Below are 22,685 nucleotides of genomic sequence, written 5' to 3'. Positions count from 1 at the left end.
TCGAAACTGTCGTTTTCAAGCACACGAACGCACTTTTCAAGCCAGCTTATATCCGTTTATTCGCCCCAGGTATAGCTGAAACGGCTTTGACCGCAATTTCGACCATGGGAGCGGTTTAAAGAGAAAAATGAGCGCAGCCATATCTATTGAAACATACTGCTAAATAGGTAGGCTATCGGTCACCGGTTTAGATGGTAGCGAGCCGATTACAACCGCACTATTTTGGCACCGATCGCCCGCAATCGGTTATCGATGTCTTCATAGCCCCTATCGATCTGTTCGATATTGTGTATGGTAGAGGTGCCCTTTGCCGAAAGTGCGGCGATCAGCAGGGAAACTCCCGCCCTGATATCCGGGGAAACCATGGTAGTGGCCTTTAGGGTGGATTTAAAATCGTGTCCGATTACCGTGGCCCTGTGTGGATCGCAAAGAATGATCTTCGCCCCCATATCGATCAACTTGTCTACAAAAAACAAACGGCTTTCGAACATTTTTTGATGGATCAACACCTCCCCCTTTGCTTGGGTGGCCACGACCAATAAAATGCTCAAAAGGTCGGGTGTCATTCCTGGCCATGGGGCATCGGCAATGGTGAGTATGGAACCATCAATATAGTTTTGGATCTCATATCCGTTTTTATGCTCGGGAATAAAAATATCGTCGCCCTTGCGTTCGATCTGGATGCCAAGTTTTCCGAACACGTTGGGGATCTGCCCCAAATCGTTCCAGCTTACATTTTTTATGGTCAGCTCGCTTTTTGTCATCGCCGCCAAACCGATCCAGCTTCCGATCTCGATCATATCGGGAAGCATGCGATGGGTGGTTCCACCAAGGGTGGTCACCCCTTCTATTTCCAACAAATTGGAACCGACACCGCTGATTTTCGCCCCCATTCTGTTGAGCATTTTACAGAGTTGCTGTAAGTAAGGCTCACAGGCGGCATTATAAATGGTTGTTTTACCTTCGGCAAGTACGGCTGCCATTACAATATTGGCGGTTCCGGTCACGGAGGCTTCGTCCAAAAGCATATAGGTGCCTTTTAGGCGCTTGGCCTCCACACCATAAAAATGCTCTTCTTTATTGTAACGGAATTTTGCGCCCAGATTGATAAAACCTTCAAAATGGGTATCCAAACGTCTGCGACCGATTTTATCGCCACCCGGTTTTGGAATATATCCCTTGCCAAATCGCGCCAATAACGGACCTACCAGCATAATGGAACCGCGCAGTCCCCTTCCATCCTCTTTAAACTGATCGGACTGCAGGTAATCGATGTTGATATCGTCAGCCTTGAACGCGTAGGAACCTTTTCCTTTTTTCTGGATTTTGACCCCTAGGTCCTCCAATAGGGAAATAAGCTTGTTGACATCGACAATGTTCGGAATGTTATCGATCACTACTTCTTCGCCGGTGAGCAATACGGCACAAAGGATTTGGAGGGCTTCGTTTTTGGCACCTTGGGGCGTAATTTCCCCCGAAAGTCGGTGGCCGCCTTCAATTTTAAATGTTCCCATTGTAGGATGAGGCTATTAATACCGTTTTTTACCGCGGTTGTTGTTATTTCTTTGGGTCTTTTTGTTATTGTTGTTGCCGTAGCGCGGGGTTTTTGCTATCCTGTTCTTGAGGAACTGGCCGCTATCGGTAAGGTTTTCACCAGTGAGGTCGATCTGCCCGTCGCTGAGTTCCAAAAGATGTTGAAAGATTGCGGTATCGTCCACCGTGTCCTTGTTCCAGTTCAGGTAACACTTTTTCATGTGGTTGGCAATGGCGTATTCCAGCCCGTCGCGCATATCGCCCTTCTCCCATTTTACGGCCACATCGATCATTCTTTTAATATTGTTCCCATAAAACCGGTACTTCGGGTGGTTTTGCGGATAGGCCAACGGTTCGGGCCGTTTTTGTAATACCTCCTTACTGGTAATGGGAAACGGGGAGTCTACGTCCAGTTTAAAATCGGACATGATGAACAATTGGTCCCACAGCTTATGCTGAAAATCGGGAACATCGCGCAGATGGGGCTGTAAGTTGCCCATTACGCTTATGATGGACTTTGCCACTTTGTTCCGTTCTTCCCGGTCCTCGATGGATACGGCATGGTCGACCATTTTTTGAAAATGTCTGCCATACTCCGGAATGATCAAATGGGCACGTTCGGTATTATATTCTAGGTTTTCTACTAAATTCAAAAGGCTATGTTTTTTGAGTGGTACTTTCGGAAAGTGTCGTAGTTCTTACAACAACGTCGGCAAATTAACAAAATTATGCGATACAACCTATTTTATAGGGATATTACCCCTTTGATGGTGCCCACTTCCCGATACTTTTCGATTACCGCTTCGGGATTCTTTCGATTGACCGTTATGGAGATGCTGGTGTAGTTCCCTTTTTTGGATTGTTTCGATTCGATGACCGCTCCCGTATTATCGAAAATACGTTGGATCTGTTCTATTTTCCCTCCTTCGGTGGGAACGATAAATTTATAAAGGTAGTTCGAGGGCCAAACGGTACTGTCCGCAAGCTGCTGCTTAAGCCTGTTGTAGAATTCTTCCGATTTTTCGGTATCCATCCGTTTCTTTTTACAAAGATAACGCAAAACACCCGTTTTCTATGGTTCCCGTATTCATTACTTTTGTAGTCAAATCGGAATGTATTGGAACAAAAAAAAATCATCATCACCGGAGGGCCCAGTACGGGGAAAACTTCCTTGATCCACGCGCTGGAACGCCTAGGCTATCCCTGTTTTCATGAAGTGATCCGTTCGATGACCGACGCCGCCAAAAAAGATGGCAGTTTGACCGATATGGCCACCAATCCGATTGCAACGGTATCGGACCCCATGGCGTTCAACACTAAAATTTTGAATGCTAGGGAACAGCATTACATTGCAGCGCAAAAACGGCCGGAACCGCTAATCTTTTTTGACCGTGGAATGCCGGACGTTATCGCGTACATGGATTTTTTTGGACAATCCTACGGGAACGCGTTTACGAAACCCATGCGCGAACATCGCTACGACCGGGTATTCCTTTTGCCCATATGGGAAGCCATTTACGTGATGGACGGCGAACGTTTTGAGCCTATAGCGGACGCCAAGGCCATACACGACCACCTATACCGTACCTATACCGAATTTGGTTACGATGTGATATTGGTACCAAAAGACAGCATTGCCAACAGAACCGCTTTTGTTCTTGATACCTTGCATCCGTGAAAAATAACGATGCCATATCGCTCTTGCAGAAGTATTGGGGATATACAAGTTTCCGAGGCTCCCAAGAACGGATCATTAGCGCGTTGTTGGATGATCGGGACGTACTTGCCCTCTTGCCTACGGGCGGTGGAAAATCGTTGTGTTTTCAAATACCGGCCATGGCCAAAGCGGGCATTTGTATTGTGGTATCCCCATTGATCGCATTGATACAAGATCAGGTTGCCCGATTAAAGGAACTCGGTATAAAAGCGATCGCCCTTACAGGGGGCATTCCCCAAAACGAAGTGCTTCAATTGCTCGACAACTGCAGGTTCGGCAATTACAAGTTCTTATACCTATCGCCAGAACGTTTGCGGCAAGAAATGGTGCGGGAACGCTTAAAACAATTAGAGGTCAACCTTTGCGCCATTGACGAGGCCCACTGCATTTCGCAATGGGGACACGATTTTCGGCCTGCCTACTTGGAGTGCAACCAACTTCGAGCGCTTTTTCCAAAAGTGCCCATGATCGCCCTGACCGCCACGGCCACCAAATCGGTTTCAGAGGATATTGTATCGCTTCTGGAGCTCGACGGTCCTTTGATCGTAAAGGATTCGTTCGCCAGGGACAATATTGCCTTTGAGGTGGTGCATACCGAGGACAAGTCCTATCAGCTAAAGCAATTGCTCGCCAAAAACGACAAGAGCGCCATTGTTTATGTCCGTACCCGACGGGCTACCATAGCCCTTTCCGATTACCTAAAGGCCAAAGGATTTACGGCCACCTTTTTCCACGGCGGTATTTCGCAAACGGAAAAACAAAAACGGTTACGATCATGGCTTTCGAACGAACAACGTATTATGGTGGCCACCAATGCCTTTGGTATGGGCATCGACAAGCCCGATGTGGGCGTTGTGGTACATTACCAGATTCCCGACACCATCGAAAATTACTTTCAGGAGGCCGGTAGGGCCGGTAGGGACGGAAGCCCGTCCAAGGCGGTACTTTTGACCAACCCCTCCGATATGGAACAGGTATACGATCAGTTTGTTCGGGTACTGCCCGATATGGGTTTTGTGAAAACGCTCTATAGGCATTTGAACAACAGCTTTCAAATTGCTTATGGGGAAGGTAACGATACGGAACACCACTTGAACTTTAATGCCTTTTGCGATCGTTACGGACTGCCGCCACGACTCGCTTACAACGCATTGCGCATTTTGGACCAATATTCGGTCATTGCCCTGAACGAGGCGTTCAACCAAAAAACCTGGATCCAGATCATCGTCGGAAAACAGGCGCTTTTTGACTATATGGACTCCCAAAGAGAACTGGAACCGATACTAAAGACCGTACTTCGCACCTATGGCGGTGTTTTCGATTTTGAAACCAAGATCAACCCTTTTTTAATATCAAAAAAAGCCGGCATTTCGGAAAAGCGTCTTTTTGCCTTGTTAAAAAAGTTACAGACCGACGAAATTATCGCATACCAGGCCAGGGAAAACGACCTTTCCATTACTTTTTTGGTACCCCGTGAGGATGAACGCACGTTACACCTGTTCGGAAAGGAAGTGAACGAGCGCCGCCAGCTCAAAATTTCCAACTTAAGGGATATGCTGGCCTATGTCCGTACAGGCGACATCTGTAGAAAACGCCAGTTGCTCCGTTATTTTGGCGAGCGGGCAACGGAGGACTGCGGGCAATGTGACGTTTGCCTTGGAAGAAAACGGCCATCGGAAAACGCGGACATTCTAATAAAAAAGAAAATTGTGGCCTCGCTGGCGGAGCGCGAAAAGGATTCCCGAACGCTGCTATCGGAATTAAAGGTAGGGCAGGCACAACTGCTTCGCCTACTTCAAAGTTTATTGGAGGAACGTTCGATCGCCATTAACGCTATAAACGAATATCATTTGTTATGAAAAGATTAAAAGTAGTATTTATGGGCACCCCGGATTTTGCGGTCGCCAGTTTGCATGCCATTACCGAAGCCGGGCATACGGTAACCGGTGTGGTCACGGCACCGGACCGGCCTGCGGGAAGGGGCCGTAAGTTGCGGGCCTCGGCCGTTAAACAATACGCAATGGAGCATGCCATTCCGGTACTGCAGCCCACCAATCTAAAACGTCCGGAATTTATAGCGGCGCTCAAGGCCCTTGACGGGGACGTGCAGGTAGTGGTGGCTTTTCGAATGCTACCAAAGGTGGTATGGGACCTTCCGCCCTTGGGCACCTTTAATTTACATGCCTCCCTTTTGCCCGAATACCGCGGTGCCGCCCCGATCAATTGGGCCATTATGAACGGGGAAAAACGTACCGGGGCGACTACTTTTTTTATCGATGATAAAATTGACACGGGGGAGATCATCTTACAGGAACCGATAGCCATTGCCCCTACGGATACTGCCGGTACCCTTCACGACAAACTGATGCAATTGGGCGCAGGATTGGTCGTACGTACCTTGGCCCTTTTGGCGGAGGGAAAGGCCACAACACAAAAACAGGCTTCCGACGCAGGACTTAAAACGGCGCACAAACTTTTTAAGGATAGCTGTAAAATTGATTGGGACGCCCCTTTGGATATGATACAAAACCATGTTCGCGGGCTGAGCCCCTACCCTGTTGCCTGGTGCTATTTGGTAAACGGAAGCCAAAAATCGACCTTAAAAGTATACCGGAGTACTACGGAAATTGTACCTCACGATTATGATACCGGGTTTCTTATAGCAAATAAAACGGCCTTAAAAGTAGCGGTGAAGGAGGGTTATCTACACTTGAACGAAGTACAGTTGGAGGGCAGAAAACGCATGGCAACCAAAGATTTGTTGAACGGCCTTAGTTTGGAAAAAAATGCCCATGTTAGCTAAAGCCCCGTTTCTATTGGGCTGGGAGAAGGCCCGAAAACGTGCGACTTTATCAACAAAGGGCCTTAGTTATCAACAAAAAGGGCGATTTACCCCGGTTTTACTTGCGTTGACACCAAATCCGTATAAATTTGTCCAACGAGTAAAATATTTAACAACAATTAATTTAAGTACATTATGAACAAAACAGAATTAATCGATGCTATGGCTGCTGATGCTGGCATCACTAAGGCTGCGGCTAAGAAAGCATTGGAATCTTTTCTAGGAAACGTTGAAGGTTCTCTTAAGAAAGGAAATCGTGTCTCTTTGGTAGGTTTCGGTTCTTGGTCCGTATCCAAAAGAAATGCGCGAGAAGGAAGAAACCCATCTACTGGAAAAACTATCCAAATTGCTGCTAAAAATGTTGTAAAGTTTAAAGCAGGAGCCGATTTGGGCAGTGCAGTAAACTAAGATGTATTCGTTATATTGAAAAGCATCCCACGCTGTGGGGTGCTTTTTTTTTAATCGCCTTTGCCGTTTCTACTATTTGTCTTATTTTAGGTATAACAAGTATACTGACCATGACCCGACCGAAACCCCAAAAGGGAAAGTTATTGATTGCCGAGCCGAGCCTTACCGGCGACGTATCCTTCAACCGCTCGGTAGTACTTTTGGCGGAACATAATGACGAAGGGTCCATAGGGTTTATACTCAACAAGCCCCTGGAGTACAGTATCAATGATCTGGTAACGGAAATCGACATTCCTTTTCAAGTGTATAACGGAGGGCCGGTGGAGCAGGACAATCTTTATTTTATACATAAGGTCCCGCACCTGATCGACAATAGTATTGAAATATCCGACGGTATTTATTGGGGCGGCGATTTTGAAAAAACCATTGTATTGATCAACCAAAAATTGATATCGGAGGACGATATCCGTTTCTTTTTGGGATATACCGGCTGGTCCTCGTTACAATTGGATCAAGAACTTACCTCTAAATCCTGGATCTTGGTAAAAAACAGGTATGAAAGTGCCATAATCAAAAAAGCGGCTTCCGCCTTCTGGAAAGAAAAAATGATCGAATTGGGGGGAGACTATCTGATATGGTCCAATGCCCCTGAAAACCCCAGCCTTAACTAAACGGCCAATCGGGCCGCCGCATTGAGCTTACCCACTAGTTCTTGGGCCAAAACGTTGCCATATTCCCGTTTTCGGTACTTGGTCACCGGGCGAATGCCCATTATGGTATTGGTTACCCATAGCTCATCTGCCTTTTGCAGTTCGAACGGAGAAATAGAAGCCTCATTAAATTCGACCCCGTCCCATTTTTGAAGGATCGTTATCAGTTTTTCCCTGATAATGCCCTTTAGACAACCATCGGCCAAGGGCGGGGTAACCACCGTTTTTCCCTTTACCAAAAAAAGATTTCCGTTTAGCGCCTCCACCACCTTTTTGTCCGTGTTGAGCAACAAACAATTTTGATATCCGTTTTCCTTGGCAAAAATGCTGCCCACGACGTTCAGCATTTTATTGTTGGTCTTTAGGTTCGACAGCATATCGGGATTGACATAGTAATCCTTGAACAGCTCTATTTCGTAGGTCCCCGCCCCTAGTTGGTAGTAGGGAGCGTCTATTGCCGTGGCCTCGATGAGCAGTGAAACCGTATTGGTTTGCGGAAGGTATAGGCCGCCCTCGTTCCTAAAAACGGTCAATCGGATCCGCGCCGCCGACCCTTCCAATCCATTTTCTTGCAATACTGCCAACATTCGCGCCTCTAGGGCTTCCATGGTAAAATGCATCGGTATCTGCATACGGAGTATCCGCATCGATGCCATTAGCCGCAAGTAATGGTCCTCCCAAAAAAACAAGGTGCCGTTCACTACGCGCAAGGTTTCAAATACGGAATCCCCATAACGCAATCCACGGTTGGTATAGGTTACCAAAGGGGTATCGTAGGGGAGCAATTTTCCGTTAAAATCGATCATAGCTGTGCTTTGCTTAATATAGTCGGCAAAGATACGTCGTTGTGGGGATTAAAAGGTCCATGACAGGGTAAAAAGTAGTGTTACCGGAAACAGCGTACCGCTCCCGATATTGGGTTATGGGCCCTTCATAAGCGCGTAATATTGGCTTTGTGCCCCTACCGGATATGGTTTATTTAAAATTGGAAAATCGAAGTATTTCCCACTACCGTGAAAACTTCCTAACAGCCGTGGTAGCCTACCGCGATAAGAAAAGGTATGGGTAGTAAGCAACCGCCATTGGGCCCTATTTTGATCCCAATACCTGTTTTAGACTGGCTACCTGATTTTCCCAAAGCATTTTGGCTTCCTCAATTTCGTCATCCTCGGCAAAATCCGTAATGAACAACGAAACATCCGAAGTAATTTCGTCCACAATGATCTTCATCTCAAAAAACGATTCATCATCGTTTTCTTCCCAGGCAAACTTGACGAACTCGTCACTTTTCTTTTTAAGCAATTTGGCCTCCTCTTCCGACCCGTCCCAAATAAAACTAAACAACTCGCCCCTTGAATTTACGTTATCGGCAAACCACTCGGAAAGTCCCGATGGTGTGGAAAGGTATTGGTACAAAAGCTGTGGTGAGGATTGTATGACAAATTCTAATTCAAATTTTATTTTATCGTCCATTGCGAGGTGTTCAAGTTAGTATGGGCAATATATAGATTTCCAAAAGATAAAAAAATAAAACCCAAAGAATATTTTTAGCGTTCTTATGTTGATGGGGATGAAATTAAACTTTATATTTGCAGCCGTTTAAAAACCGATGGCGAGGTAGCTCAGCTGGTTAGAGCGTCGGATTCATAACCCGGAGGCCGAGGGTTCAAGTCCCTCTCTCGCTACTAGTAAATACAGGGACTTCAATTTTTGAGGTCCCTTTTTCTTTTCTCATATACAACATAGGTACAACATTTTGATTTTTTTCTGTCAAGAATATTATTTAAGCGCATTTAGACTCATATAGATGCAAATTTTTTAAAACTATTTGGCCATGTAATCTTCCCAGGTAACGAGAACATATTTATCCTTCCCATTTTCGCTCTTCTTTAGAAACCCAAATTCATAAACAAAGAGATATACATCTCCTCTTTTGTTCTTCCAGTAATGGGTGAAATGCTTTGGGTTAAATCCCTCTTCTATAAGTTTACTTTTCCTAATGATTGTATAACCTGATTTATTGTACTTTTTTAGAATCCTCCTATTTGTTTTCAATTGTCTATCAACCTTAAGGTAGAAGGCCTCGGTTTTCTGTCGACTTTCATATTGTTCTATAGATTTACATTTTTTAGAGCAGAATTTCTTATCAGACCTACCCTTCACAATAGTACCACATACTGGGCAAGTTTTTGAATTAATCATTTACAAACGCATATTATAGACTTAATATACCGTTTAATGTTTAAAACCTAGGTAAACTTGTCATATGAATTCAATGAAATCCATAACACTATACCATCTTATGATTAAGAATCAAAAGATGATAGGAATTAAGTTTTCTCCCGATAAGCTTATCCAGGGATTAATTAAAAGTCTTCCCAACCCTAAATGGAGTCAAGAATATAACATGGCCTACATTCCAAATACCAAAACCAACCTTGGTATTATTTTCACAACATTTAAAGGCCTGGTCTGGATAAACTATAATCGATTTTTGACCAATAGGCCTATCAATACCAGTAACGAGACTATCGATGTCGAGTGGTTCAGAAAAAGGAAGACGGTACCTGAGTACCGTCTATGTCCTGAAGAGTATTTACTAAAACTAGAATTAAAACGCTACGCCAATAGCACGGTTAAAACTTATGTCACTTTTTTCGAACTGTTCATCAATTACCATAAGGATAAAGAATAAAAAGAATTGGACGAACATGATATTAGAGCTTTTCTCCAAAGCCTTATTCAAAAAAAGCACTCAAACTCTTATATAAATCAAGCTATCAACGCTATAAAATTTTATTATGAGGTGGTTTTAGGTATGCCCAACCGTTTTTATGAGATTGAAAGGCCTCGAAAAGAATCTAAGCTTCCAAAGGTAATTTCGAAGGAAGAAGTCACGTCCATTATTGAAAACACCAATAATATCAAACATAGATGTATTGTACAGTTGCTATATAGTTCTGGCTTAAGGCGCAGTGAACTATTGAATTTAAAAATCAAGGATATTGACAGCGGACGAATGTTAGTTCGCGTTGAAGGTTCAAAAGGTAACAAGGATAGACTTACCTTATTATCTATAACTGCTCTAAAAGATTTAAGGAGGTACTATAAGAAATATGAGCCTACACTATATTTATTTGAAGGAAAGAAAGGAATTAAGTACAGTGGTGCCAGTGTTCTGAAAATTGTAAAAACAGCTGCTGAAAAGGCGCGAATACGAACAACCGTAACACCGCATGTATTGAGACATAGTTTTGCAACACATTTATTGGAATCAGGCACAGATTTAAGACAAATACAGGTTCTATTAGGCCATGGTTCGACCAAAACAACTGAAATATATACCCATGTTGCTACAAACACTTTCGAAACCATTAAAAATCCACTAGATTAGTGATGCCAAAAAAGAAATAAACGTACCAAGGTACGTTTAGTCAATTGTTACCACCAATTATGAGAAACTTTTTTCCATCAATAATATTTTTTCTTGGCATCAGCCTTACTTGGGCTCAGGGTAAGTCTACTAAAGAAATGGTAGAGGAATTGATGGACGAGAATATATTGATGGCAGAATTGACGGACTATGCTAAAAACAACATAAATAGTGACAAAGAAAGGGCACGATTTTTCTATTATTGGATTAGTGAAAATATCCAATATGATTATGAAATGTTAGAAAGACATAACAAAGACGGTTGGACAGAAGAAGATGTTAAATTGAATACAAGTCCTTTTCTAGTCTTTGAAAAAAGAAGTGCGGTGTGTGCTGGATTTTCGGTTTTGTATAAATGGTTTATGGACGAAATGGGAATTGAAAACGAAGTAATTGATGGACATATAAGGCATTTAACTAATCAAACTGTTGAACCAGAATTAGATACGGGATTTAGTCATGCTTGGAATGCTATAAGAATAAATAATACTTGGTTAATAGTTGATTCCACTTGGGCAAAACAATTTGAAACAAATGTCCCTGATTATTATTTTGACATTAGTCCTGAAAAATTAATTATTACGCACTTTCCATCCGAAAGTAAGTGGCAGTTACTAGAAAAACCCTTGTCTTTGGAAGAATTCAACGACTCGCAATATATAGACCCCCTCTATTATCTAGTTGGCTTTACCGAAGAACCAAGTTTAAAACAGGACACAGACTTTTACTATTTTGTATGGAAAGACAATCCAAATAGAAATTGGATGGTAAGATTAGGCTACGGAACAGATAGTATAAATTATGACCCCGTTCCTGGAATTGAAGTTATTAATCAAGACGGCTATACCTACTATAAGTTTAAAAAAGAGCATATTCCGCAAAAAGCAGCTTTCAAAGTCGACTTGAACAATTTCAATCAGGAAAAGCAAACTATGGTCTTATATGAAAATATTATTCTATTCCGCATATAAATAACTGGTGGTAACAAAACCTATAAACAATACGGGCTTCTCTCCTATTCCAATGGTTTGCGTATTTTTATGAAGTCCGCAAAATCTTTGGGATTTTGTTTTGGACAAAAAAGAAAAAACAAAACCAAAAGATTTCGCTATGTGCGTGGCGGAAAGCAAACGTTAGTTTGCTCCCGTACTGTTCATAGCTCAACCGTTGGCAAAAATAGCTCATTAAGTAATTTCACTATTTCCTAAAATCTCATGTTTACTCAAGTGGACTCTGAGAAAGTTCGCGCAGATGGACCTTACTCGAATCGGGTACAGAACGTTCCAATCTGCGGAATCGTTTTCCAATCGTTACGGAATCGAGGCGCAATCGATATGTAAACTGCGCAAAGAGCCTGTGCTCACTCTTGTGCATCGCAACTTTTGCCAACAAAGCCTATGAATTAATTGCTACGGATTTTCCTCACGGAAAATCTTCCCCAATTATCATTAACTTAGCTAGTACGCTGGAAATATCCTGCGGACATTTCCGCAACTAATCATAGCCCAGGCGTTAGCAACAAGCTGAAAAAATGAACCACAAAGAATACGAATTACTTATTGGAATAGTAAGCTTAATCGTTTCGGTTGCATGGGGATATAAGGAGATAAAGGAATATAACGATTTGGAAGATTACTGGTTAAAATCCTATAGTATTGAAATCATTGGTGGTTTGGTTTGTTTTTTCTTAATTGGTATAGCTGGAATTTATCGCTATTTCTCGTAAAAATAATAAATGACTTCACAAACCTTGATTACCATTTTATCTATATCTCTGCCGTTATTGGGAGCTGGAATTGGATATCTGATTAAAAGCAATATTGAAAAGAAAAAAGAGCTAACAAACGAAATCACAAAAGAAAGACGTGCGATTTATCAGCAGTATGTGAATTTAATGATTGGAATTTTTGCTAACACTAAAGCAAATAAGAAAAACAATCCTGATAAAATGCTGGCAGATTTATATGAATTCTACAAAAAATATGTTTTATACGCCTCGCCAAAAGTAATAATCGCGTTTTCCGACTATTTTCAATTTATGTATCATCAAAATGAAAATGAAGAAACTGATTCCCGACAGCACTTGCTATACATGACAAAAATTATGGCTGAAATGCGAAACGACCTTGGATTGAAAAACAAGGACTTGGGAAAAAATGGACAAAAATTAATGCGTGCCCTAATTAAAGACTACGATGTAATAATTGGGTAGAAAAAGCCAGTTGCTAACAATGGCTAAACGTAATGCGGACTTTAGGGCAAGACCGAAAGGTCTGTGTATATTTATGAAGTCGCTAAATCTTTGGGATTTAGCTTTGGACATGAAAAATAAAAACTAAACCAAAAGCTTTAGCTTCGTGCGCAAACGGAAACGAAAAGTTTCCTTATCTCCGCACTACGCTTAGCCGAACCGTTACCAACTATTTTGAAGCACCATCATAATTCAATTTAAAAATGAACGAAATATTAAGAATAATTGAGAAGAGGGATTTATATACTCATATAATTTTGTTTAAAATTTATATTGAAAATGAAGGTCGGACTGATAATTTTTACGGTGGGCAGTTGGACAAAGAAATACAATCTCTATTAGGAGAAAATTTCAATCGAAACGATTTAGGAACGGCCAAAGAATATTTAATGTCGCAAGGTTTAACAAAACTTAGTTGCAAACAATTAACAACCTATGGTCGAAGTTATATCGAAGATTGGGCAAGAAGTTTTGAAAATCTAAGCGAAAGTGATAAACAAGAACTACAGCAAGAATTACCAACTGAAGTTTTTGATTTTTTCAAGTTTGCCGAAAAAGCCAAAACAGTACTCAGTTTTATAACACAAATCCTAAAGTTAAAAGAAACTTTAGGTAATTAGAGCTTTGCAAAATTCTTTTGATTTCAAATTGCGACTCCAGATGGACTTTACTCAAACGCAACTGTTGCGCAGATGGACTTCTTACTCGAACGGAGTGCAAATGGCTTACTCGAACGAAAAAAAACAGTTGGTAACAATGCCTATAATTAATGCGGACTTATAGTATACACGCCAAGGTCTGTGTATATTTATAATGTCGCAAAATCTTTGGGATTTTGCTTTCGAACAAAAAAAGAAAAAACAAAACCAAAAGCTTTTGCTTAGCGCATAGCTGGAAATCCATCGGATTTCCGCGCCGCACTAATCATAGCCCAACCGTTGGCAAACATTACAACTATAATGACGAAATATTTTATTCCCATTTTATTTGTCTTTTTAAGTCTTTCTCTATCAGCTCAAACTGAATCGAAGAATAATAAATTATTGGTATCAAATGTGTTAAGAGTAAAGACTCTGGCATTTAATTTAAATTCCAATAACAAGGTAAGAGATATGATTCCATGGTACATTAAAAGAGATAAGGATAGCATATCTGAAAAATTAATTCTTTTCCAATCTGAAATTGAAAAATCCAAGGATTCCGTAAAATACTATATACAACCCTCATTAAATGAGGGAGGAAGACACGCAATACGCTTTATTTAAACTAATGAAACACCTCATTCTAGTATACATATTGTTTTTACTAAACAAGATACTTTGGCAAGAATTATTCAAATTGATGATTGGAAGTTAACCAAAGAAGTAGTTGAGGAATACAAATCCAAAAGCAAAGATATTTGGGATATTCCGCCTCCGCCTTCACCCCCACTTAAGCACAAGTAACAATTATTAGTATCGGGAATGAAAGTAGCACGGCGGACTTGCCACTCAGGCGTGAATAATAAAACGATTTGCCAACAATACCTATAATTCAGACTTTGCTAGTGAACCCAAAGAATATTTCCTACTTTTAGTACGCTCGATTTCTTAGCTCGAAAATCCTACCAGATTTCCCAGCCCGAAATCATAGCCGAACCGTTGTGCTTAAGTTGGAACGATTCTTGTTTCAATTGAACAATGCGAAAATCAATTACCATAATAGCCTTCTTTGTCGCCCTAGTTTCTTTCGGACAGGAAAACGAAATCAGCAAATCGGACTTGGTCGGATACTGGACTTTTGAGCGGATTGAAAGGAATCCTGATTTTGACATCATGATATATAAACGTTGTAATTTCAGCCAAAAAGGTACTGTTGTACGATTTAAATCAGACGGAAAATATAGCATAAATCACAATTGGGGACCAAGAAGATGTGGAAATGAAAGGCGGCCAAAAAATGTTAGTGGAATTTTTTCATTGGACTCTGAATTGAAAAAAGTAAAGTTAAATAGCTATCCTGCCAAATCTAGGACTAGCTGGAATCTAATCTGGATTGACGAAAACTCATTCGGAGTAAAAAAACCTAAGCACAACAATGGCTAAAATTCATTGCTTGCGGATTTCCTAAACGGAAATCACGTGTAAAAAGCTATCTTTAGGTTCGACTGGATTGTCCTTCGGACCAATCACAGCAACGAACCTTAGCCGAGACGTTAGCTGCAATATTGACAAATGATAAACAAAAAGAAACATACATTAATCCTCTTGCAAACAGTCGAAAGACTTTTTAAACGAATTCGGACATTTGTCGAAGTCAACAATGATATTTTGGAATTGACAAAAAATGAGCCTTTCGAATTAGAAATTGAGGACAAATCAAAATATTCGGACTTTAAATTTTCAGTATCAAACCCTACTCAAAATTCAAGTAATAAAATAATCTTTGAGGCGGAATTTAACCCTACAAACAGCGCATCACTTGCGTCAAGAAAAGTGCCGACAGAAGAAAATTCGATTGTTACTTTATTAGAACAATGGACTAACCTTATCAAAGCATATAATAAAACTGAATTATCCGCAGAGGAAAGTATCTTAAACGAATATGAGCAGGAATTTTATGCAAATTTTGAAATTCTTGACGAAGATGCGGACACAAAACCATATGAATTGGAGAAGCAAGTAATTATTCATAATTACTTCGTAAACGTTATTCATATCCTAAAACAAAACGAAGAGGAAAACGCGGACTTAATTAAAGAAGCGGAGGAAATAAAAAAAGAAATTCCTTCAATGACAAAACGAACTACTGTAAAGAGAATTAGCGGATTCTTCGCAAAAGTTCGGAAAAAGAGTTTGCCTTTACTAAAAGAGGTCTTGGAATTGGGACGAAAGGAAGTCTTCAAAAGAGGAATTAAATTCCTACTTGACAATTTTGGCGATTGGATTACTATGATTGGATAAAAAATACAGCAGCTAACAATGGCTAAACGTAATGCGGGCTTTAAGGCTAATCGAAAGGTCTGCGTATATTTATGAAGTCGCTAAATCTTTGGGATTTAGCTTTGGACAAGAAAAATAAAAACTAAACCAAAAGCTTTAGCTTCGTGCGCAGACGGAAACGAAAAGTTTCCTTTCTTCCGCACTACGCTTAGCCCAACCGTTGGCATTAATTATAGCAAATGAAACAAATTCTCATTTTAATCACCTTTGTCTTTCTATTTAGTTGTAACAATAACAACAATGTTGAAACTACTCGACTGGAAAAGAAAATAGATAGTCTAAAAGCTGAATTACAAAAAAATAAAACCCCACAACCGGAAGTTAAAATTGAAGAAAAAGTAACTCAGGAATATAACAATGAGAGTTTTAATAGCTTCTTTTATTCATTTATGACTGACTCTGTTTTTCAAAGGAATCGTATTAAATTTCCTTTAAAGTATCATACAACTGATATTGAGACAATGAAGGACACACTAATTATTATCCGCAAAAATGAATGGAAACATAATCCCTTCTATTTTAATACTGCTAGTGAACGGACTCAAATCTATGATAATTTTGAAATGAAGTTTCAACCGAGTAACGAAAGGATTTTACATTGGTATGGTATTGAAGCAGGTGGGAATTCTAAATATTATTTTACTGGATTTGACGGAAAATGGTTTTTGACTAAAGAGTGGGATTCAGGAATATAAAAAATAACTAATGCCAACAAAACCTATAAACAATACGGGCTTTGGGCTTAGTCGCAAGGTTTGCGTATTTTTATAAAGTCCGCAAAATCTTTGGGATTTTGCTTTTTATCGGGACAAATGAAAAAAGAAAACCAAAAGATTTCGCTATGTGCGTGGCGGAAAGCAAACGCTAGTTTACTCCCGTACTGTTCATAGCTGAACCGTTAGCAAACAGTATTAAGGGGTCTTATCACTCAAACGCAATTGACGCCCGGATCGACCTCTCACTCAGACGTAATTAGTCCGATGTCTGCTTTAGCCAACTTAAGGGCGTAAGCCCTCAACTTTTTTCACTTTTGCCTAACTAAACTCGATTAAAAAAACCGTTTGCTAACAAGACCTATAATTAATTGCTTAGGCTTGCCTTAGCCCGAAAATCCTCTCCCCTTCGCAAAGCTTCGGCGAGCGCAGACCGGATTTTCTTTGTATGTTTATACTTGTTAGAGTTAGCGCTTTAAACCGCAACTAACTATAGCTTAACCATTAGCAAACAGTGTGAAGGGGTCTTATCACTCAAACGCAATCGACGCCCAGACCGACCTCTCACTCGGACGCAATTAGTCCGATGTCTTCTTTAGCCAACTTAAGGGAGTAAGCCCTCAAATTTTTTCACTTTTGCCTAACCAAACTTGATTAAAAAAACCGTTTGCTAACAAGACCTATAATTAATTGCTTAGGCTTGCCGTAGCCCGAAAATCCTCTCCCCTTCGCAGAGCTTCGGCGAGCGTAGACCGGATTTTCTTCGTATGTTTATACTTGCTAGAGTTAGTGCTCAAAAACGCAACTAATTATAGCTTAAACGTTATCTGCAAGCTCAAAAAATGAAACAACTTAGTCTTTTAATAATCATTTTAATTGCTCAAACTGGATTTGCTCAAAATGTGGATTTTGATTTGATAAAGTATAATGGACTGGACTTTTTATCTTCCAGGTTAGAGATTACCAAAACATTGGGTAGTCCAAATAAAGAATATGCTCCAAATTACGATTGTGGATTCTTGTCAATTGATGAACAAGGAATTCCATTCATTACGCTGGACTTTAAAAAAATCAAGTTTACGGGAACGGACAAACAAAACTATTTGATTGAAGAAGTGATTTTTGAAAACGATAATAGCATAAATCTAAGTTACGGGGAATTCGTTATGAATTGCGAAACGGATTCGGCTGATTTAATTAAAATTTTTGGAGATAAAACGGCTGAACGGCTTACGGATAATTTTACGGGTGGAATCGTGATTTTTCATGCCAAAAATGATGACGGAATCAGATTGCAATTACGGAATGGAAAATTAATACGTTGGCAATATTATTCCCCCTGTTGAAAAAAGCCAGCAGATAACAAAACCTATAAACAATACGGGCTTGGCTGCTTAAGTTATAAACCCGGAATCTCAACCAGCGCCGCCAAATCTTTTGGATTTGGCATTAAATAAAAAAAGAAAAAGCAAAACAAAAAGGTTTGGCTAATTACGTGGCGGAAAGTAAACGCCAGTTTGCTCCCGTACTGTTCATAGCTAAACCGTTACCCAACATTTTGAAAAAAGGTAATCTCAAACAAAAAATTTCACAATCAACTTCCTCTCTAATTGATATGGCAAGCGATATTTGTTGGAATAAAATTTCGAGAAATTGCCAATATATTACATCTGAAATAAAAGAAAATATTGGAGTTAATTACCCTCAAATACCTCACTTAAGGAAAAAGGTTAACGAAAAAAAAGAACCAAAATCTTTGAATGAAGTTACTAAAGAATTACAATTAATTTATGAAAATCTATATGATATCAATTTACATATTTATAAATCTCAAAAAGAGAAAACTATAATAGAGATAAGATATTATTTAAAAACTTCACTTGAAAAAGAGTTCTATTCATCCATAAAGGAAAATGAACCTATGTTACATTGTAAAGTTGCTACTCCTCCCTACAGAGAGGAAAGTAAAAAGTTTGATGTGAATTGGGAATTGGGTGGATTACGTCACAAATTGAATATGTTTTGGTTGAAAACTAGTCGTAACTAGTTTACGCAGATGGACTTCACTCAAACGCAACTGTTGTGTTGATGGACTTACCAAAAATGCCGAAAAGCCAACTCGGACGAAAAAAACGTTGGGTAACAATGCCTAAACGCAATGCAGGCTTTAGGGCTAAATCGAATGGTCTGTGTATATTTATGAAGTCGCTAAATCTTATGGATTTAGCTTTGGACAAAAAAAAGAAAAAGCGAAACCAAAAGCTTTAGCTTCATGCGCAGGCGGAAACGAAAAGTTTCCTTGCCTCCGCACTACGCTTAGCCGAACCGTTACCATACATTAGTGAAATGCTAAACATATTTAAACAAAAGGACAATAGTATAGAAGGTCAGTTTAAAAGGATTTCTATCACAGGGCGTATGGCTTTTGCTATAAAGTGTTTGGAGCAATTTATTATAGAGAATAAACTTGAAAATCTATGGCTGGATAGATTGACGGAAGTGCTTTGGGAATTCACGTCAAGTGAAGATTTAGGAGAATGGGATAAAAAAATATCCGATTTAGACCCAAATAATGTAATGGACAAACACCCCGACAACAAGCCTTCAGATTATGACTCATTAACAGAAAAAGAGTTTTATGAGTTAAAAACATACTATTTCGGAATCGAAGACGACCTATTATTGTTGATTGATTTGACAATTGATATTGGGACTTCAAATTTATATGGCGCAACTGGAAAGTACAGCAAAAAAACTTTGGATTCTGTATTGAGAATTTACCATTTTGCTCAAGAAAACCTCAATGGAGTACCAGAAATTGAAAAATTTAGAATTAGTAAATATTCAGAAAAAGGAGGTTGGGGGAACAGAATGGATAAAGCAGAATTCGATTAATAACGTATGGTAACAATGGCTATAACAAATAGGGCATAAAGTGGTAAATTTAATGGCTTGGGCTTATTTATCAAGTCCGCCAAATCTTTTGGATTTGGCAATTTAAAAAAGAAAAATAATTACAAAACAAAAAGCTCTGGCTCGTAGACCAGACGGAAACGAAAAGTTTCCTTGCCTGCCCAACTTGCCATAGCCGAACCGTTGTGGTGCATTGCAAAAAATGGAAAACTTAATTGAAAAATCTGCTGAACAAGTAAAAGACCGAATTGAATTTTGGTTCTTTAAATATTTCAATAAATCAAAAACGGATTTTAACGGAAATGAGATCTTTACTTTGTTTGAACTTTTAAATGCGAAATTGCAAATTGAACTTAAAAAACGATTAAGTTTAGATGGAAATGAGATTCCTGTATTAGTCTTGAAAATTTCGGAATCGGAATTTGTAATTAACACAACTAAAAAGTTTGTCCGAATTGACTCTAACTCGAGTGAAATCATTTATTATTCTGAATTTGAATGGCATAATGGATATAAAAGTATTTCTATTATCAATACACCAACTGGTAAAGTTGCTAATATCAAAACAGAAGGTTTGATTTCGGATTTCGGATTAAGAAAAAGAAACGGAAAAATAATTTATTGGAAGATCCCATCTGGAAAGTCAGGTTTTGCTTTTTGGAATGTTACCAAGAAGTGTGAATTAATTGGGAGAAAATTTAAAATAACTGAATAAAAACGACACCACAACCAAGTGTATAGTGCATTTAAAATAAAATGCTAAGAAGATTATAATAGATGAGAACTTATCCAGAAAACACCGAAGAACTAGAAAAAAAACACAGTTTTAGTTTTCCTTTAGATAACAAAAAATTAGAGCTTATCCATAATAATGTTATTTTACGTAATGATATTGCATACGTATTTTTAAAATCCAGAATCTTAAATTCACTAAAAATGCAAAATCTATTTGAAAACGAATTATTCAGTGAGTCTTTTTTGGACAAAAAATTTAACCAAACGAATAGACTTAAAATTTATAAAGCAATAAAAAATCAGCTTCCTATGCCAGTTAGTGAGAGAAATAAATTGAGTTTATATTCTTTGTTTCAGTTAAATGAAAAACCAAAAGTCGATTCAAGAGTATTAACAATTAAAGACTTAATTTTTGATTTAATCAAGCAGCACAGATTGACTATTAAGGGAGATTTTGAAACATTTTTCAAACATGAACTTGACAACTTAAAATACTAAAACGACACCACAACAATATGTAAAATGCATTAAAACGCATTTTACATTAACCGTTGTAGCAAATTATAGAAAAATTATAAAATGATAAATAAAGTAAATATTGAAAACTTCAAGTGCTACGAGAAAATAGAATTTGACACTTCCAAAATAACTCTAATCACAGGAGCAAACAGTAGTGGGAAAAGTTCATTACTCTATAGCATTTTAGGTGCTATTCAATCAAGAGAATTCCCTTTTCAGTTTTCACCCAATGGCAAGTATATCAAGATGGGTGATTTTGAAGAAATTGTTCATAATCACGATAAATCCAAATTAATAAAACTAGAATTTCACGATGACGAGGGGGAAAAGGAAAAAATAACTACTTATTGGAGTAATGATAAAATTCGAAACCTTCCCGTTCTTGAAAAGTTATATGCTCATTCAGATGTATTCAATTTAGAAATTGAAAAAATAAGAAAATACAATCTCAAGTTTGAGTACTTTGTAGATAAAGACCCTAATCAAGTATCTAGGTCACCTGAAATGCTTAAGAAAATAATGGAAATTGTTCGAAGTTCCATTAAGGAAAATAATGAAGATGCTGAAGAACTCACAAAAAAGTTTAATAAGTTAAAAACCAAGATAGAGTTTAAATTTTCCGATTTCAATGAGCTTCAAGAACTGTTAAGAAATGACCAGTATTATTATCTAAGTTCATTTGTATCATCTCTTTCTGCAATGTTTAACAGATTTGATGACAAAATAAACTATATAAGCTCTTTTAGACTATATCCAGAAAGAACATATTATGAAACTTCTAAAAAGGACTTAAAAGTTGGAAAGTTCGGAGAAAACTATGAAGACCAAATAATTGCTTGGGAAACAAAAAAATCACCTGAGTATAAAGAATTAATATCTATTCTTAAAGAATTAGGTTTACTTCACGAAATAAAATCTAAAAGACTTGATGGAGGTAGGTTTGAAATTCTAATAAGAACAAAGGCTAATGGAGTTTGGTCTTCTTTAAGTGATGTTGGATTTGGAATTAGCCAATTTCTACCCATAATTGTGGCTGATTTACAATTAGGAAAAAAGTCTACATTGTTTATTGCTCAACCTGAAATTCATTTACATCCTAGAATCCAAGCACAATTTGGGGACTATTTAGTAAATAGAATTTCTAAAGAAAATAAAAGATACGTAATCGAAACTCATAGTGAATATCTAATAAATCGGTTAAGATTGGCAATTGCAAAAAAAGATATCTCAGAAGACGATGTTAAGACCTACTTCATAGATAATAATGGAATGAAAGCTAAGCATTATAATTTGTCTTTGTTAAAGAATGGACAGATTAAAAATGCACCAAAGAGTTTCTTTGAAACCTATATGCTTGATGTTATGAATATTGCAATTGAGGCTGAGTAATGAATGACATTTTTATCGATAATAACATTGCAAAAAATTTTGCTACGCCAATTGACCCTCATTACAAAGAGTTAATTCAGTGGATAAATGAATTTGACAAAGACCTTGTTGAAAAAGAACCTGAAAAGCTATTAGATTATGCCCATCTAGTGGTTTCACAGAAACTATTAGTAGAATATCTGAACTCATCAAGAGACTGTTCTAAACCTAATGCAATTCCATCTATAATTAGTAGATTACAAATTCAAGGGAGACTACAGAAAAAATCGAAAACCGAAATTGAGGATTTCAAAAATGAATTTTTTACAAAAAGGATTGAAAAAAGCTTGCTATCGAATCAGGAAGACCATCCTCACATTGTCTGTGTACTGATATCGAATAGGAAATTATGTTTGACTTATGACGATAATTTAACAGCTGATTTAAAAGATTTTCCTGGGTTTACTGTTCGAGTTGAGAAGAGGCCAGAAAGTTTAAACTATAAATAACTTGCTACAACAATGGCTATAAGTAATTGCTTGTTCTCGCCTACTTTGGAAAT

24 protein-coding genes, 1 tRNA gene and 1 pseudogene are annotated in these 22,685 nt (G+C 38.7%); 20 read left to right on the top strand and 6 right to left on the bottom strand.

Annotated features, from left to right (window positions below; translation table 11 throughout):
• Positions 1 to 206: 206 nt before the first annotated feature.
• From murA to ACRD7P_RS10530, 3 genes are all read right to left on the bottom strand, one after another.
• A complete protein-coding gene (gene murA / locus ACRD7P_RS10540) occupies positions 207 to 1,514 on the bottom strand; it encodes a UDP-N-acetylglucosamine 1-carboxyvinyltransferase (protein WP_430907526.1) in 1,308 nt (435 codons plus the stop codon).
• Between the two features lie 15 nt (positions 1,515 to 1,529).
• Positions 1,530 to 2,186: a DUF4290 domain-containing protein gene (locus tag ACRD7P_RS10535; protein WP_430907525.1), complete on the bottom strand. Its 657-nt coding sequence runs from the start codon at positions 2,184 to 2,186 to the stop codon at positions 1,530 to 1,532.
• Positions 2,187 to 2,278: 92 nt separating this feature from the next.
• Positions 2,279 to 2,566: a DUF493 family protein gene (locus ACRD7P_RS10530; RefSeq protein WP_430907524.1), complete on the bottom strand. Its 288-nt coding sequence runs from the start codon at positions 2,564 to 2,566 to the stop codon at positions 2,279 to 2,281.
• An 84-nt stretch (positions 2,567 to 2,650) separates the two neighbouring features.
• On the opposite strand from ACRD7P_RS10530, the gene ACRD7P_RS10525 reads away from it, so the two are divergent.
• From ACRD7P_RS10525 to ACRD7P_RS10505, 5 genes are all read left to right on the top strand, one after another.
• Complete coding sequence (locus ACRD7P_RS10525; protein ID WP_430907523.1) at positions 2,651 to 3,211, top strand: AAA family ATPase; 561 nt, start codon at positions 2,651 to 2,653, stop codon at positions 3,209 to 3,211.
• Positions 3,208 to 5,109, top strand: coding sequence for a RecQ family ATP-dependent DNA helicase (locus ACRD7P_RS10520; protein ID WP_430907522.1), 1,902 nt, complete (start codon positions 3,208 to 3,210; stop codon positions 5,107 to 5,109). The genes ACRD7P_RS10525 and ACRD7P_RS10520 overlap by 4 nt, the downstream gene beginning before the upstream one ends.
• The gene (gene fmt / locus ACRD7P_RS10515; protein ID WP_430907521.1) at positions 5,106 to 6,053 is read left to right on the top strand and encodes a methionyl-tRNA formyltransferase; all 948 of its coding nucleotides are present in this window, start codon (positions 5,106 to 5,108) and stop codon (positions 6,051 to 6,053) included. The genes ACRD7P_RS10520 and fmt overlap by 4 nt, the downstream gene beginning before the upstream one ends.
• 174 nt (positions 6,054 to 6,227) lie before the next feature.
• Entirely contained in the window at positions 6,228 to 6,500 is a 273-nt protein-coding gene (locus ACRD7P_RS10510) for an HU family DNA-binding protein (RefSeq protein ID WP_430907520.1), read from the top strand.
• Positions 6,501 to 6,610: 110 nt separating this feature from the next.
• On the top strand, positions 6,611 to 7,171 hold the full coding sequence (locus ACRD7P_RS10505; RefSeq protein WP_430907519.1) for a YqgE/AlgH family protein: 561 nt from the start codon (positions 6,611 to 6,613) through the stop codon (positions 7,169 to 7,171).
• On the opposite strand, the gene ACRD7P_RS10500 is transcribed toward ACRD7P_RS10505, so the two are convergent.
• Both ACRD7P_RS10500 and ACRD7P_RS10495 read right to left on the bottom strand, forming a co-directional pair.
• Complete coding sequence (locus tag ACRD7P_RS10500; RefSeq protein ID WP_430907518.1) at positions 7,168 to 8,016, bottom strand: aminotransferase class IV; 849 nt, start codon at positions 8,014 to 8,016, stop codon at positions 7,168 to 7,170. The genes ACRD7P_RS10505 and ACRD7P_RS10500 overlap by 4 nt on opposite strands.
• Before the next feature lie 283 nt (positions 8,017 to 8,299).
• On the bottom strand, positions 8,300 to 8,683 hold the full coding sequence (locus tag ACRD7P_RS10495) for an START-like domain-containing protein (RefSeq protein ID WP_430907517.1): 384 nt from the start codon (positions 8,681 to 8,683) through the stop codon (positions 8,300 to 8,302).
• A gap of 138 nt (positions 8,684 to 8,821) precedes the next feature.
• On the opposite strand from ACRD7P_RS10495, the gene ACRD7P_RS10490 reads away from it, so the two are divergent.
• Positions 8,822 to 8,895: transfer RNA gene (locus ACRD7P_RS10490), tRNA-Met, on the top strand.
• A 139-nt stretch (positions 8,896 to 9,034) separates the two neighbouring features.
• Here ACRD7P_RS10490 and ACRD7P_RS10485 read toward each other — a convergent pair.
• Positions 9,035 to 9,412: a hypothetical protein gene (locus ACRD7P_RS10485; RefSeq protein ID WP_430907516.1), complete on the bottom strand. Its 378-nt coding sequence runs from the start codon at positions 9,410 to 9,412 to the stop codon at positions 9,035 to 9,037.
• A gap of 64 nt (positions 9,413 to 9,476) precedes the next feature.
• On the opposite strand from ACRD7P_RS10485, the pseudogene xerA reads away from it, so the two are divergent.
• The 14 genes and pseudogenes from xerA (at position 9,477) to ACRD7P_RS10415 (ending at position 22,632) form a co-directional block, all read left to right on the top strand.
• Positions 9,477 to 10,604 (top strand): annotated as a pseudogene (xerA, locus tag ACRD7P_RS10480) (site-specific tyrosine recombinase/integron integrase).
• 59 nt (positions 10,605 to 10,663) lie between these two features.
• Positions 10,664 to 11,614, top strand: coding sequence for a transglutaminase domain-containing protein (locus tag ACRD7P_RS10475; RefSeq protein WP_430907515.1), 951 nt, complete (start codon positions 10,664 to 10,666; stop codon positions 11,612 to 11,614).
• Between the two features lie 560 nt (positions 11,615 to 12,174).
• Complete coding sequence (locus tag ACRD7P_RS10470) at positions 12,175 to 12,369, top strand: hypothetical protein (protein WP_430907514.1); 195 nt, start codon at positions 12,175 to 12,177, stop codon at positions 12,367 to 12,369.
• Positions 12,370 to 12,378: 9 nt separating this feature from the next.
• The gene (locus ACRD7P_RS10465; protein ID WP_430907513.1) at positions 12,379 to 12,855 is read left to right on the top strand and encodes a hypothetical protein; all 477 of its coding nucleotides are present in this window, start codon (positions 12,379 to 12,381) and stop codon (positions 12,853 to 12,855) included.
• A 242-nt stretch (positions 12,856 to 13,097) separates the two neighbouring features.
• Positions 13,098 to 13,514, top strand: a complete 417-nt coding sequence (locus ACRD7P_RS10460) for a hypothetical protein (RefSeq protein ID WP_430907512.1) — start codon at positions 13,098 to 13,100, stop codon at positions 13,512 to 13,514.
• A gap of 1,689 nt (positions 13,515 to 15,203) precedes the next feature.
• Positions 15,204 to 15,836, top strand: coding sequence for a hypothetical protein (locus ACRD7P_RS10455; protein WP_430907511.1), 633 nt, complete (start codon positions 15,204 to 15,206; stop codon positions 15,834 to 15,836).
• Between the two features lie 218 nt (positions 15,837 to 16,054).
• Positions 16,055 to 16,570 carry a DUF4348 domain-containing protein gene (locus ACRD7P_RS10450; protein ID WP_430907510.1) on the top strand — a complete coding sequence of 172 codons (516 nt, stop codon included), beginning with the start codon at positions 16,055 to 16,057 and terminating at the stop codon, positions 16,568 to 16,570.
• A gap of 860 nt (positions 16,571 to 17,430) precedes the next feature.
• The gene (locus ACRD7P_RS10445) at positions 17,431 to 17,934 is read left to right on the top strand and encodes a hypothetical protein (protein WP_430907509.1); all 504 of its coding nucleotides are present in this window, start codon (positions 17,431 to 17,433) and stop codon (positions 17,932 to 17,934) included.
• 137 nt (positions 17,935 to 18,071) lie between these two features.
• On the top strand, positions 18,072 to 18,635 hold the full coding sequence (locus tag ACRD7P_RS10440) for a hypothetical protein (RefSeq protein ID WP_430907508.1): 564 nt from the start codon (positions 18,072 to 18,074) through the stop codon (positions 18,633 to 18,635).
• A 299-nt stretch (positions 18,636 to 18,934) separates the two neighbouring features.
• Entirely contained in the window at positions 18,935 to 19,483 is a 549-nt protein-coding gene (locus ACRD7P_RS10435) for a hypothetical protein (RefSeq protein ID WP_430907507.1), read from the top strand.
• Between the two features lie 220 nt (positions 19,484 to 19,703).
• Entirely contained in the window at positions 19,704 to 20,216 is a 513-nt protein-coding gene (locus ACRD7P_RS10430; RefSeq protein ID WP_430907506.1) for a hypothetical protein, read from the top strand.
• A 62-nt stretch (positions 20,217 to 20,278) separates the two neighbouring features.
• On the top strand, positions 20,279 to 20,734 hold the full coding sequence (locus ACRD7P_RS10425) for a hypothetical protein (protein ID WP_430907505.1): 456 nt from the start codon (positions 20,279 to 20,281) through the stop codon (positions 20,732 to 20,734).
• Between the two features lie 81 nt (positions 20,735 to 20,815).
• Positions 20,816 to 22,144 (top strand): DUF3696 domain-containing protein, encoded by a 1,329-nt coding sequence (locus tag ACRD7P_RS10420; protein WP_430907504.1) that lies wholly within the window; start codon positions 20,816 to 20,818, stop codon positions 22,142 to 22,144.
• A complete protein-coding gene (locus ACRD7P_RS10415) occupies positions 22,144 to 22,632 on the top strand; it encodes a hypothetical protein (RefSeq protein WP_430907503.1) in 489 nt (162 codons plus the stop codon). The genes ACRD7P_RS10420 and ACRD7P_RS10415 overlap by 1 nt, the downstream gene beginning before the upstream one ends.
• Positions 22,633 to 22,685: the final 53 nt, after the last annotated feature.

It is taken from the genome of Maribacter sp. 2-571, assembly GCF_050589625.1.
In the GTDB taxonomy this organism is placed as follows: domain Bacteria; phylum Bacteroidota; class Bacteroidia; order Flavobacteriales; family Flavobacteriaceae; genus Pelagihabitans.
This window is presented reverse-complemented; position numbering and strand designations above follow the sequence as displayed.